Source organism: Kitasatospora sp. NBC_01539 (assembly GCF_045040525.1).
Taxonomy (GTDB): domain Bacteria; phylum Actinomycetota; class Actinomycetes; order Streptomycetales; family Streptomycetaceae; genus Kitasatospora.
The window spans coordinates 3,876,550-3,888,750 of sequence record NZ_CP109390.1 but is presented as its reverse complement, the minus strand read 5'-3'; the positions used below and the strand labels follow the sequence as shown (position 1 = coordinate 3,888,750).

The window sequence follows — 12,201 nt, the reverse complement described above, 5'->3', positions numbered from 1 at the left end:
ACTCGGAGCGGGCCGGACGGAGCCCGCGCAGGCCGGCGCAGGCCCGGCAGGGGGAGCGGTGGGCATGACGACGGCGGAGCAGCACGGCCCGGCACGACCCGCCCGCAGGCGGTTCCTGGGCCTCGCGGCCGGTGCGGCGGCGGTCGGCGCGGCCACCGGAGGCCTGACGGCCTGTGCGCCGGACGGCACCGGCTCGGCCGACGGCGCACCGGCCGCGTCCGGGCCGGCGAGGCCCGCACCGTCGGCCACCCGGGCCGAGAACGAGCTGCCCGGTGACGCGGACTGGGCCGTCACCCGGCCCGGCCCCGCCGAGGCGATCGAGGGCTTCGCCGACCGGGTGAGCGTGCTCCCCGGCGAGAGCTTCGGCCTGCACGTCTCGACCACCGCCCCGGCGTTCCGCGTCCGCGCCTACCGGATGGGCTGGTACGGCGGCGCCCGGGCACGCCTCGTGTGGCAGTCCGAACCGCTGCCCGGCGCCCGCCGCCCCGCCGCGACGGTCGACCCGGGCACCCGGACGGTGCGCACCGGCTGGCCGCGCACCGCCACCGTGCAGACCCGCGGCTGGCCGGAGGGCTGCTACCTGCTGCGGCTGGACGCCGAGGACGGCTCGGGCCAGCGGTTCGTGCCGATCACCGTGCGCTCGCGGAGCACCGCGGGCCGGTCGGTGGTGGTCAACGCCGTCGCCACCTGGCAGGCCTACAACGAGTGGGGCGGGTACAACCTCTACAACGGGCCGAGCGGAGGCCTGGCGAGCCGTTCGCTGCAGGTCACCTTCGACCGGCCGTACCGCTACGACGACGGCGCCGGGCTGTTCCTCGTGTACGAGGCCCCGCTGATCGCGCTCGCCGAGCGGCTCGGCCTGCCGCTGGCGTACGCCACCAACGTCGATCTCGCACGTGATCCGCAACTGCTGCGCGGGGCCGCCGCGGTGCTCTCGCTCGGCCACGACGAGTACTGGTCGCAGGAGCAGCGCCGGCATGTCGAGGCGGCCCGGGACGCGGGCACCAACCTGGCGGTGCTGGGCGCGAACTGCTGCTTCCGCCGGGTCCGCTTCGAGCCCTCCGAGCTGGGCGAGGACCGCACGGTGGTCTGCTACAAGGCGGCGTGGAAGGACGATCCGGGCCGCGGCCCGGGCCGGCCCGCCACCAACGACTTCCGCGACGCACCCGATGCCGACCCGGAGAGCTCGCTCCTCGGTGTGATCTACGACGGCTACCCGGTGGACGCCCCGTACGTGGTCACCTCGCCCGGGCACTGGCTGTTCGAGGGCACCGGGGTGAAGGCCGGCGACGCTTTCCCGCACCTGGTCGGTGTCGAGTACGACCGGGTGAACACCGGCTTCCCGACGCCGCGGCCGATCGAGATCGTCGCGCACTCGCCGGTGGTCTGCGACGGCCGCCGGTCGTTCGCCGACACGGCCTACTACTCGGCGCCCGGCGGCGCCGGGGTGTTCGCGAGCGGCACCATGCGCTGGGTGGAGGCGCTGGACGCGAACGGCCCCGGCGGCACCCGGGCCGACCACGGCATGGACGCGCACGCGGGTGACCTGGTGCGCCGGGTGACGGAGAACGTGCTGCGGCTGTTCGCCGCGGGCCCGGCGGGGCGGGCCCGCCCGGCCGTGGACAACGTCGACGCCGTCCACGGCCGGGGCTGAGCGCTCGTCACCGGGGCTGAGTGCTCGTCACCGGGCCGCTGCGTCATGTCACTGGGCCGCCTGCCGTGCCGTCAGTTGTTGCCGATCCGCAGCAGCTTGCCGGCGGCCGGTGCGGCGGCGACAGCGCCGTGGCCGCCACCCTCGATCTCCGCGGCGACCGCGAGGTTGCCGCGGAACGCGGTGAACCAGGCGTTGGTGTCCTTGCCGTCGATCTCGGCCGTGCCGGTCTTGGCACTGACGTTGGGGATGCCCGCCATGGCGTCCGTGGCGGTGCCGTCGGTGACGACGCCGCGCATCAGCTTCCGCAGGTCGGTCAGCACCGAGGAGCTGAGGGTGCGGGGCGCGTGGGCGACGCCCTCGGTCATGCCGGGCACCAGGACGGGCTGGCGGAAGGTGCCGTTCTGCACGGTCGCCGACACGGAGGCCATCGCCAGCGAGTTGGTGCGGATCGCACCCTGGCCGATGAACTCGGGCAGGGCCGCGGCCATCGAGTTCGGCACCGGGATGTCGGTGTCGAAGGCGGGCAGGCCGGTGTGCCAGACGAGGCCGAGGCCGAAGGCGTCCTTGGCCAGCTTGGGCAGGGTGGCGGGCTTGAGGTGCTCCGACCCGGCGTTGATGAAGGCGGTGTTGCAGGAGTGCGCGAAGTCCTGCGCGAGGGTGTAGTTCGGGAACTCGCCCTTGAAGTCGTTCTGGACCTTCTGGCCGCCGGCCGTCGTCTCGGCCGGGCAGGCCATCGTGCTGCCGGGGGTGACACCGGCCTCCAGCAGGGCCGCCGCGGTGATCACCTTCATGGTGGAGCCGGGGGCGGTGATCCCGCCGAACGCCCTGTTCTGTCCGGCCGCCGGCGCGTTGGCGAAGGCCAGGATGTTGCCGGTGCTGGGCTCGATCGCGACCACCGAGCCGCTCAGGGTGCCGCCCTTGGACTGCTCCCTCATGGCGTCCTCGGCGGCCTGCTGCAGCCTCGCGTCGATGGTCAGTCGCAGCGGCTTGGCCGGCTTGGGCTCGGTGATGGTGAAGAGCTTCTCCGGGGTGCCCTGGCCGCTGTCGTTGGTGATCACCACGCCGGTGCCAGCGTCGCCGGGATCGGTCGGTCCGGTGTTCTTGATCTGCGACAGCAGCGGCGCCAGCGACGGGAAGCCCGTCAGCGGCTTGCCGTTGCGGTCGCCGAGCTGGCTCGGCGGCGCCACGATCGGCTTGACGGTGATCGAGTGCCCCGCGGTCAGCTTCGGGTGGATCACCCCGGACGTCCAGCGCACCGCCGCCTTGCCGTCGCTCATCTTCACCATGCCGAGCGAGCCCTGGTACGCCCACGGGTCGGCCGTGCCCTCGAACTCGACCTTGGCGGAGAAGGTGAGGGGCACCTCGTACACGGACGTGGCCGGGGCGGCCGATCCGTCCGTCCCGTCGGTGGCGGTCGCGGCCGGGCTCGGCGCGGCACCGGCCGGGCCGCCGGGGGTGAGGGTGAGCGCGCTCGGGTGCACCTTGGTCCGGAAGGCCGTGAGGGTGGCGATCGCCGTCTCGGGCTTGTCGGTCGCGGCCCCGGCCGCCTCCAGGTCGCCCTTGGCCCAGGCGTCCAGGAACGTCTTCGCGGCCTCGGCGGCCTGCTGGGCGGTCGGGGCCTCGTTGACGACCGTCCGCGGGCCCTTCGGCTTCGCGTCCGAGCCGCCGGTCAGCGAGTCGGCGATGGTGTACACACCGAATCCCGCGACCGCCAGCATGGCCGCGGAGACCACGCCGATGCCGATTTTGGCGCCTTTGTTCATGTTGCTTCCCCCCACAGTGTCCTGGTCCGCCGGCCGATTCCGTCGCCCGACCGGGACACGGTAGAACACGGGAGGTCCGTGCACCTACGACACGTCCGATCCGTGGAACACCCGCCCGGCAGGGCCGTGACCGGACCCGGCCGATGGGACGCCTCCCGGCCCCGCCGGGCGGCCCCGGGATCGTCCCTCCGTATAGAGAGGGGGCGGGCGGGCGGAAAGTTCCGCACCTGCGGTCGATTTCCTGCACGACCTGTGCGCCCGTCGCCCGCCGGAGTGCGCGGTGCACCGCGCCGTGCACCGCGCCGGTCCGCCTCCGACGGAACGCCCGAACGCCCCGGACCGCTCGTGGTCCGGGGCGTTCGCGGTCGGCCGTGCCCCCGGGCGGAGTCCGCGGGGACGCGCCGGGAGCGGGCCGGCTAGATCCAGCTGGTGAACCACATCCGGGCCCGCCAGTCGTCCATCGGGATCGTCTGCCCCGTGTAGAGGGGGAAGAAGTAGAGGAAGTTCCACATGACCGCGAAGACGAGCATGCCCGCCGCCGCGGCGCCGATCAGCCGCCGGTCCCGGGAGGCCCCGGCCGGGCCGATCATCGCGCCGATCATCATCGTCACCGCGAGCACCAGGAACGGCACGAACGCGACCGCGTAGAAGAGGAAGATCGTGCGCTGCTGGTAGCCGAACCACGGCAGGTAGCCGGCGGCGACGCCGCACAGCAGCGCACCCGCCCGCCAGTCGCGCCGCAGGGCCCAGCGGTAGAGGCAGTACGCCAGCGCCACGATGCCGGCCCACCACAGGATCGGCGTGCCGATGCCCAGCACCTCGCGGGCGCACTCGTTGGTGCGGCAGCCGGCCTGGCCGAACTTCGGCGACTCGTAGAAGAACGACACCGGCCGCCCGACCAGCAGCCAGCTCCACGGGTTCGACTGGTAGGTGTGCGGGCTGGTGAGGTTGACGTGGAACTCGTACATGGTGGCGTGGTAGTGCCACAGGGATCGCAGCGCGTCCGGCACCCAGGTCATGCCGAACTGCGGCAGTGGCACGCCCAGCACGTGGTCCGGCGAGAGCCCGGCGCGGTGCAGCGCCCAGTCGCGGCCGTAGCCGCCCTTGCCGGGCACGGAGCTGCTGAGGAACCAGCCCGTCCACGAGACGAGGTAGACGCCGACGGTGGTGACCGTCAGCACCACGGTCGCGAGCAGGGCGTCCCAGAGGCCCCACAGCCACCAGTGCCGGTTGCCGGCGGCCTTCCGGGCCGAGGCGTCCCACACCGCGGTGAGCACGGCGAACGCCAGCACCGCGTACAGGCCGCTCCACTTCGTGGCGGTCATCAGACCCAGCGAGACGGCGGCGGCCAGGCGGTACGGACGCCACCCCAGGTACAGCCAGTCGCCGCCCGGGTGCGTCTCCAGGCGCCGCGCGACGATGCCGCGCGTGCGGTCCCGGTCGAGCAGCAGGAAGCCGAACGCCGCGAGGAACCAGAACATCACCACCAGGTCGAGCAGCGCCGCCCGGCTCATCACGAAGTGCAGGCCGTCGACGGCCAGCAGCAGCCCCGCCACGCAGCCCAGGAGCGTCGAGCGGAACAGCCGGCGGCCGATCCGCGCGATCATCAGGATGGACAGCGTGCCGAGCACCGCGGTCATGAACCGCCAGCCGACCGGGTTCATCCCGTACAGCTGCTCGCCCAGGCCGATCAGCCACTTGCCGACCGGCGGGTGCACGACGTACGCCGGATCGATCCGGTACGGCACCGTCGGGTGCCCGCCCGTGATCAGGTTGTTGGCGTCGTCCGCCCAACTGGTCTCGTAGCCGCCCTTCCAGAGCGAGTACGCGTCCTTCGCGTAGTACGTCTCGTCGAAGATCAGCGCCTTGGGGTTGCCCAGGTGCCAGAACCGGAGCAGGCCGCCGAAGGCTGCGATCACCAGCGGCCCGATCCAGCCCGACCACCGGCACAGCCACGACCAGAGGCCGTCGGGCAGCCGGACGCCCAGGTAGAGCAGCACCGGTGAGGGCGGCACCCGGTCCGGGGTCACCCCCGGCCCGTCCGGCATCGGCGGCACCAGCCGCCGCGCCGCCGGGACGGGTTCGGCCGTCCGCACGCCGTACGCGTCCAGCCGCCGCTGCCAGAAGGAGCGCGGAGGCTCCGCCCCGCCCCCGCGCGGCACGGGCGGGCCCGCGTGCTCCGGCTCGTCGCCGGGCGCCGCTCCGGGCGCGTTCAGCAGTGCCAGGCCGCCCTGCTCGGGGTGGTCCGCGCCCGTAGGCGTCTCGGGTGCCGTGTCGCCGCTCACGCGCCACATCGTAGGGGCGGACCCCCGGCCGTAGGAGGCCCCCTCCGAACCTGCCCGGTTCGTCACGCTTCTCCCCGCCCGTCCCGCCCGCCGCCGCCGTCCTGGGAGGATGGTGCCGTGACAGGCGTACTCGTACTTGCAGGCACTCCCATCGGCGACGTCTCCGACGCCCCGCCCCGACTGCTCACCGAGCTGGCGGGCGCGGACGTCATCGCGGCGGAGGACACCCGCCGGCTGCGCCGGCTCACCCAGGCGCTGGGCGTCGCGCCGACCGGGCGGGTCGTCTCCTACTTCGAGGGCAACGAGGTCGCCCGCACCCCGGAGCTGGTGGAGGCGCTCACCGGCGGAGCCCGGGTGCTGCTCGTCACCGACGCGGGCATGCCCTCGGTCTCCGACCCCGGCTACCGCCTGGTCGACGCGGCCGTGGCCGCCGGGATCAGGGTGACCGCCGTGCCCGGCCCGTCGGCCGTGCTCACCGCCCTCGCGCTCTCCGGCCTGCCGGTCGACCGCTTCACCTTCGAGGGCTTCCTGCCCCGCAAGGCCGGCGACCGCGCCCGCCAGCTCGCCCAGGTCGCGGCCGAGCCGCGCACCATGGTCTTCTTCGAGGCGCCGCACCGCATCGCCGAGACCCTCGCCGCGATGGCGGACGCCTTCGGCGCGGACCGCCCGGCCGCGGTGTGCCGCGAGCTCACGAAGACGTACGAGGAGGTGCGCCGGGGGCCGCTCGCCGAGCTCGCCGCGTGGGCGGCGGACGGCGTGAGGGGCGAGATCACCGTGGTGGTCGCCGGGGCCCCGCCGGCGCCGCCGGAGGAGGTCGGCCCGGCCGAGCTGGCCCGCCGGGTCGCCGTCCGCGAGGAGGCGGGGGAGAGCCGCAAGGAGGCGATCGCCGCGGTCGCGGCCGCTCTCGGCCTGCCCAAGCGCGACGTCTTCGACGCGGTCGTCGCGGCGAAGAAGGGCGGCTGAGCAGGCGCGCCCGCCGGGGGAGCCGCGCGTACCGTGGAGGGAAGCACCCGTCGGGTGTCCGCAGCCGCGCCGGCTTCGTACAGGTCTCACCAATGCACGTCCAAGACTTGACAAGTCAGGTGGGAAACCGGCTCCCGCGGGCATCTCCCGGGTGAAGACCCGAGCCGGGCGACCGTCCGGCGGGCACCTGGGAGACGGCTATGAGCGAGACGATCGGTAGCCCTCTGACGGGCAACGCGCCCAGCGGCCTCGGACTGACCAACCGGCCGGCCGGCACCGTCGAGACCGTCCGGGAGGCCTACTCCTTCGCGTGCCTCAGCTGCGGCTACGGCTGGGAGCAGGCGTACGACATCGAGCACCACGTGGACCGCGAGGGGCGGATCGTCTTCGAGTACAAGGCGAACGGCGTCCGTGTGCCGTCCCCGCTGCGTGAGCCGACCTGCCCGGGCTGCGGCGGGCACAAGGTGCGCATCATGCGGGAGGGCCGGGTCGCCACGGCCGAGCACTCCCTGCACCACGCCCCCGGCTACCCGTTCCACGCCGAACCCGAGGACGCGGCGCCGGCCGCCGGCCCGAAGGACGGCACCGCGGAGCAGCCGCCCGTGCCGGCCGGGCAGCGGCGCCGCTGGTTCGGCTTCTTCAGCCACCGCGCCGACTGACCCCGGCCCGGCAGGTCCGCCGCGGAGGGACCGCCCCACCGGTCACCGGTCGAGGGTGGTTCCTCCGCGCGACTAGGATTCCGTGGCATGGCGGCCACTGAAGACCACAGCACCACCGGGGCCCGGCCCCCGGCGTACTACGTCACGACCCCGATCTACTACGTGAACGACCGCCCGCACCTGGGCCACGCGTACACCACGGTCGCGGGCGACGTCCTCACCCGCTGGCACCGCCAGCGCGGCGAGAACGTCTGGTACCTCACGGGGACGGACGAGCACGGCCAGAAGATCCTGCGCACCGCCGACGCCCACGGCGTCTCCCCGCAGGAGTGGTGCGACAAGCTGGTCGAGGAGGCGTGGAAGCCGCTCTGGCAGCACCTCGACATCGCCAACGACGACTTCATCCGCACCACCCAGCAGCGGCACACCGACCGCGTGCAGGAGTTCGTCCAGGACCTGTACGACAAGGGCGAGATCTACAAGGGCGGCTACTCCGGCCCGTACTGCGTCGGCTGCGAGGAGTACAAGCTGCCCGGCGAGCTCCTCCCCGGCGCCACCGAGGACGAGAAGCTCTGCCCGATCCACAAGAAGCCGGTCGAGTGGCTGGAGGAGGAGAACTACTTCTTCCGCCTCTCCGCCTACGGCCCGAAGCTGCTGGAGTTCTACGCGGCCAACCCCGGTTTCATCGCGCCCGCCACGGCGCGCAACGAGGTGCTGCGCTTCGTCGAGCAGGGCCTGCAGGACCTCTCGATCTCCCGCTCCACCTTCAACTGGGGCGTCCCGCTGCCGTGGGACGAGAAGCACGTGCTCTACGTGTGGGTGGACGCCCTGCAGAACTACATCACCGCCGCCGGCTACGGCGCCGACCCCGAGCGCTTCGCCGAGCTGTGGCCGGCGTCCGTGCACCTCGTCGGCAAGGACATCCTGCGCTTCCACGCGGTGATCTGGCCCGCGATGCTGATGGCCGCGGGCCTGCCGCTGCCCAAGCGGGTCGTCGCCAACGGCTGGCTGATGGTCGGCGGCGAGAAGATGTCGAAGTCCAACCTGACCGGCATCGCCCCGCAGGACCTCACCTCGCACTTCGGCGTGGACGCCTACCGGTACTACTTCCTGCGGGCGATCCCGTTCGGCACCGACGGCTCGTTCTCCTGGGAGGACTTCACCGCCCGGTACACCTCCGAGCTCGCCAACGACTTCGGCAACCTCGCCTCCCGCGTGGCCGCGATGGTCGGGAAGTACCACGAGGGCGTGCTGCCGGCCGCCACCGCCGCGGGCGACGCCGAGCAGGCCGTCGCCGACGGCCTGGTGAAGGCCGCCGGACTGGCCGACCTGAAGATCGGCGAGGAGCTGGACTTCGCCGCCGGCATCGCCGCGATCTTCGAGTTCGTCAAGCTGGTCAACGGCTACCTCACCGAGCAGGAGCCCTGGAAGGTCGCCAAGGACACCTCCGACGAGGGCCGGGCCCGCCTCGCGACCGTCCTCTACACCGCCGCCGAGGCGCTGCGGGCGACCGCCGTGCTGCTCAACCCGCTGATGCCGGCCACCGCGCAGAAGCTGTGGGACTCGCTCGGCGCGGAGGAGCCGCTCGGCGCCCTGGCCGCGCAGACCATCGGCACCGTCGCCGACTGGGGCCGGCTGCCCGCCGGGGTGATCGTCACCAAGGGCGACATCCTGTTCCCCCGCCTGGAAGAGAAGCCCGCCTCCTGATGGCCAAGAAGGACGACGACCGGTCGACCCCGCCGCCGCTGCCGGAACCCCTGGCCGTGGCGGTGGCCGACTCGCACACCCACCTGGACATGCAGGACGGCACCCCCGCCGAGGGCCTCGCCCGGGCCGCCTCGGTCGGGGTGACCACGGTCGTCCAGGTCGGCTGCGACGTGCGCGGTTCACGCTGGGCGGCCGACCTCGCCGCCGAGTTCGACGCCGTGCACGCGGCCGTCGCCCTCCACCCCAACGAGGCGCCGCGGATCTTCCTCGGCGACCCCGACGGCTGGTCCGGGCAGCACCGGGCCCCCGGGGGTGCCGCCGCGCTCGACGCCGCCCTCGCCGAGATCGACGCGCTCGCCGCCCTGCCGCAGGTCAAGGCGGTCGGCGAGACCGGCCTCGACTACTTCCGCACCGGCCCGGAGGGCGTGGACATCCAGAAGGAGTCCTTCCGGCGCCACATCGCGATCGCCAAGCGGCACGGCAAGGCCCTCGTCATCCACGACCGGGACGCCCACGACGACGTCATCGCCCTGCTCCTGGAGGAGGGCGCCCCCGAGCGCACCGTCTTCCACTGCTACTCCGGCGACGCGGCGATGGCGAAGGTCTGCGCCGAGCACGGCTGGTACCTCTCCTTCGCCGGGCCGGTCACCTACAAGGCCAACCACGCCCTGCGCGAGGCCCTGGCCGTCACCCCGCTCGACCGCGTGCTGATCGAGACGGACGCGCCGTTCCTCACCCCGCACCCGTTCCGCGGCCGCCCCAACGCGCCGTACCTCATCCCCGTCACGCTGCGGGCGATGGCCGCCCACCGCGGCATCGGCGAGGACGAACTCGCCACCGCGATCGCCGCGAACACGGCCCGGGCGTTCGCGTACTGATCCGTCACCCGTTCGAACGAATGCCGGATTCCGGCGGAACGCCCCGACCCTCCTGCGACTCCTTCACGCTGACCGGCACGAACGCGGCACGAGCGCAGCGAGGGAGACGGCGATGACCGCCGAGACGACCGACCGAAGGAATCCGCCGTCCCAGGGCGGGACGTACGAGCAGGTCGAGGGGCCCGACCTGCCGTCCGAACGGGACCTGCCGGACGGAGCCACCGCCCTCCGCGCGGCGGACGGCTCCCCGGCACGACCCGGCACGACCCGGTGCGGAGCGGGATCGACCTCCGGCAGGCGGGCGAACTCCGAGCCCCGCGCGCGCCCGTATCCTTGCGGGGTGAGCAGCACCGACCCCGCACCCGCAGCCGACCACCACCTGCTCGGCGCCGCCGACATCCGCGAACTGGCGGCCGCCTTCGGCGTGAAGCCGACCAAGCAGCGCGGACAGAACTTCGTCATCGACGGCAACACCGTTCGGCGCATCGTCCGTGCGGGCGGGGTGACCGCCGAGGACAGCGTGGTCGAGGTCGGGCCGGGCCTCGGCTCGCTCACCCTGGCCCTGCTGGAGGTGGCCGCCCACGTCACCGCGGTCGAGATCGACCCGCTGCTCGCCCGGCACCTGCCCACCACCGTCGCCGCCCGCATGCCGGACAGGGCCGCGCACTTCGACCTCGTGCTGAGCGACGCCATGGAGGTCACGGAGCTGCCCGGCCCGGCGCCGACCGCGCTGGTCGCCAACCTGCCCTACAACGTCGCCGTCCCGGTGCTGCTGCACATGCTCGCGACCTTCCCGACGATCGAGCGCACCCTGGTCATGGTGCAGAGCGAGGTCGCCGACCGGCTCGCCGCCAAGCCCGGCAACAAGGTCTACGGCGTGCCGTCGGTGAAGGCCAACTGGTACGCCGACGTGAAGCGCGCCGGGGCGATCGGCCGCAGCGTCTTCTGGCCCGCGCCGAACGTCGACTCGGGCCTGGTCTCGCTGGTGCGCCACGACCCGCCGCGGACGACCGCCACCCGCACCGAGGTGTTCGCCGTCGTCGACGCCGCCTTCGCCCAGCGCCGCAAGACCCTGCGCGCCGCGCTGGCCGGCTGGGCCGGTTCGCCCGCCGGCGCCGAGCAGGCGCTGGCCGCCGCCGGCATCGACCACAAGCTACGCGGCGAGATGCTGACGGTCGAGCAGTTCGCCGCGATCGCCGAGCACAAGCCGAAGGCCCAGTGATGATCACCGTACGCGTGCCCGCCAAGGTCAACGTCCAGCTGGGGGTCGGCGGCCTGCGGGCCGACGGCTTCCACGACCTGGCCAACGTCTTCTTCGCGGTCGGCCTCGCCGACGAGGTCACCGCCACCCCGGGCGAGGGCGTCACCCTGACCTGCACCGGCCCCGACGCGGCGTCCGTGCCCCTCGACGGCAGCAACCTCGCCGCCCGCGCCGCCCGGCTGCTCGCCGAGCACCACGGCCTCGCCGACCCCGGCGTGCACCTGCACATCGCCAAGGCCATCCCGGTCGCCGGCGGCATGGCCGGCGGCAGCGCGGACGGCGCCGCCGCCCTCGTCGCCTGCGACGCGCTGTGGGGCCTCGACACACCGATCGAGGTGCTGCTGGAGCTGGCCGCCGAGCTCGGCTCGGACGTGCCGTTCGCCCTGCTCGGCGGAGTCGCCCTGGGCCGAGGCCGCGGCGAGATCCTGGAGGCCCTCCCGGTCTCCGGCACCTTCCACTGGGTGTTCGCGGTGGCCGACGGCGGCCTCTCCACCCCCGCCGTCTACCGCGAGTGCGACCGCCTCCGCGAGGAGGACGGCACCGGCTCCACCGAGGCTGACGTACCCACCCCGGACGCCGACCCGGCCCTGCTCGCCGCCCTGGCGACCGGCGACCCGGTCGCCCTCTCCGCCGCCCTCGCCAACGACCTGCAGGCCGCCGCGGTCTCGCTGCGCCCCTCGCTCGCCGACACCCTGCACGCGGGCACCGAGGCCGGCGCCCTGGCGGCCCTGGTCTCCGGCTCCGGGCCGACCTGCGCCTTCCTCGCCAAGGACGCCGACGCCGCCCGGGCGATCGCCGTCGCGCTGACGGCCTCCGGCACCTGCCGGGCCGCCCATGCGACGTACGGCCCGGTGCCCGGGGCGACGATCGGCGCACCCACGCCCTGACCGGCCCGCCGCCCGCCGCCCGCCGCCCAGTGCCCGGCGGCCGATGCCCGACGTTCGGCACCAGGCCGCCCCGCCGGCCGTCGTACGGTGCCGCGCCTCGACGCCGGACCGGCACCGCCCCGCCGCCCACTAGGCTGGGAGGCC

The 12,201-nt window shown here is 74.0% G+C and carries 9 protein-coding genes; 7 read left to right on the top strand and 2 right to left on the bottom strand.

What is annotated here, in order from left to right:
* The first annotated feature begins 64 nt into the window (after nucleotides 1-64).
* Nucleotides 65-1,654 (top strand): N,N-dimethylformamidase beta subunit family domain-containing protein, encoded by a 1,590-nt coding sequence (locus OG335_RS16560; protein ID WP_405011893.1) that lies wholly within the window; start codon nucleotides 65-67, stop codon nucleotides 1,652-1,654.
* 71 nt (nucleotides 1,655-1,725) lie between these two features.
* On the opposite strand, the gene OG335_RS16555 is transcribed toward OG335_RS16560, so the two are convergent.
* Together OG335_RS16555 and OG335_RS16550 are read right to left on the bottom strand one after the other, a co-directional pair.
* A complete protein-coding gene (locus OG335_RS16555) occupies nucleotides 1,726-3,417 on the bottom strand; it encodes a penicillin-binding transpeptidase domain-containing protein (protein WP_405011892.1) in 1,692 nt (563 codons plus the stop codon).
* A 416-nt stretch (nucleotides 3,418-3,833) separates the two neighbouring features.
* Complete coding sequence (locus tag OG335_RS16550; protein ID WP_405011891.1) at nucleotides 3,834-5,711, bottom strand: dolichyl-phosphate-mannose--protein mannosyltransferase; 1,878 nt, start codon at nucleotides 5,709-5,711, stop codon at nucleotides 3,834-3,836.
* 108 nt (nucleotides 5,712-5,819) lie between these two features.
* Between OG335_RS16550 and rsmI the strand changes: the two genes are divergently transcribed.
* The 6 genes from rsmI (at nucleotide 5,820) to OG335_RS16520 (ending at nucleotide 12,057) form a co-directional block, all read left to right on the top strand.
* Nucleotides 5,820-6,665, top strand: coding sequence for a 16S rRNA (cytidine(1402)-2'-O)-methyltransferase (gene rsmI / locus OG335_RS16545; RefSeq protein WP_405011890.1), 846 nt, complete (start codon nucleotides 5,820-5,822; stop codon nucleotides 6,663-6,665).
* A 200-nt stretch (nucleotides 6,666-6,865) separates the two neighbouring features.
* Complete coding sequence (locus OG335_RS16540) at nucleotides 6,866-7,324, top strand: hypothetical protein (protein ID WP_405011889.1); 459 nt, start codon at nucleotides 6,866-6,868, stop codon at nucleotides 7,322-7,324.
* Nucleotides 7,325-7,411: 87 nt separating this feature from the next.
* A complete protein-coding gene (metG, locus tag OG335_RS16535; protein ID WP_405011888.1) occupies nucleotides 7,412-9,031 on the top strand; it encodes a methionine--tRNA ligase in 1,620 nt (539 codons plus the stop codon).
* Nucleotides 9,031-9,909, top strand: coding sequence for a TatD family hydrolase (locus tag OG335_RS16530; protein WP_405011887.1), 879 nt, complete (start codon nucleotides 9,031-9,033; stop codon nucleotides 9,907-9,909). Before metG ends, OG335_RS16530 begins: the two co-directional genes overlap by 1 nt.
* Before the next feature lie 340 nt (nucleotides 9,910-10,249).
* Entirely contained in the window at nucleotides 10,250-11,131 is an 882-nt protein-coding gene (gene rsmA, locus OG335_RS16525; RefSeq protein WP_405011886.1) for a 16S rRNA (adenine(1518)-N(6)/adenine(1519)-N(6))-dimethyltransferase RsmA, read from the top strand.
* On the top strand, nucleotides 11,131-12,057 hold the full coding sequence (locus OG335_RS16520) for a 4-(cytidine 5'-diphospho)-2-C-methyl-D-erythritol kinase (protein ID WP_405011885.1): 927 nt from the start codon (nucleotides 11,131-11,133) through the stop codon (nucleotides 12,055-12,057). The genes rsmA and OG335_RS16520 overlap by 1 nt, the downstream gene beginning before the upstream one ends.
* The last annotated feature ends 144 nt before the right edge of the window (nucleotides 12,058-12,201 follow it).

Coding starts and splice junctions, on each gene's coding strand:
- OG335_RS16530 (WP_405011887.1), top strand. CDS start 9,031: ATGGCCAAGAAGGACGACGACCGGTCGACCCCGCCGCCGCTGCCGGAA.
- OG335_RS16520 (WP_405011885.1), top strand. CDS start 11,131: ATGATCACCGTACGCGTGCCCGCCAAGGTCAACGTCCAGCTGGGGGTC.
- OG335_RS16550 (WP_405011891.1), bottom strand. CDS start 5,711: ATGTGGCGCGTGAGCGGCGACACGGCACCCGAGACGCCTACGGGCGCG.
- OG335_RS16540 (WP_405011889.1), top strand. CDS start 6,866: ATGAGCGAGACGATCGGTAGCCCTCTGACGGGCAACGCGCCCAGCGGC.
- OG335_RS16560 (WP_405011893.1), top strand. CDS start 65: ATGACGACGGCGGAGCAGCACGGCCCGGCACGACCCGCCCGCAGGCGG.
- metG (WP_405011888.1), top strand. CDS start 7,412: ATGGCGGCCACTGAAGACCACAGCACCACCGGGGCCCGGCCCCCGGCG.
- OG335_RS16555 (WP_405011892.1), bottom strand. CDS start 3,417: ATGAACAAAGGCGCCAAAATCGGCATCGGCGTGGTCTCCGCGGCCATG.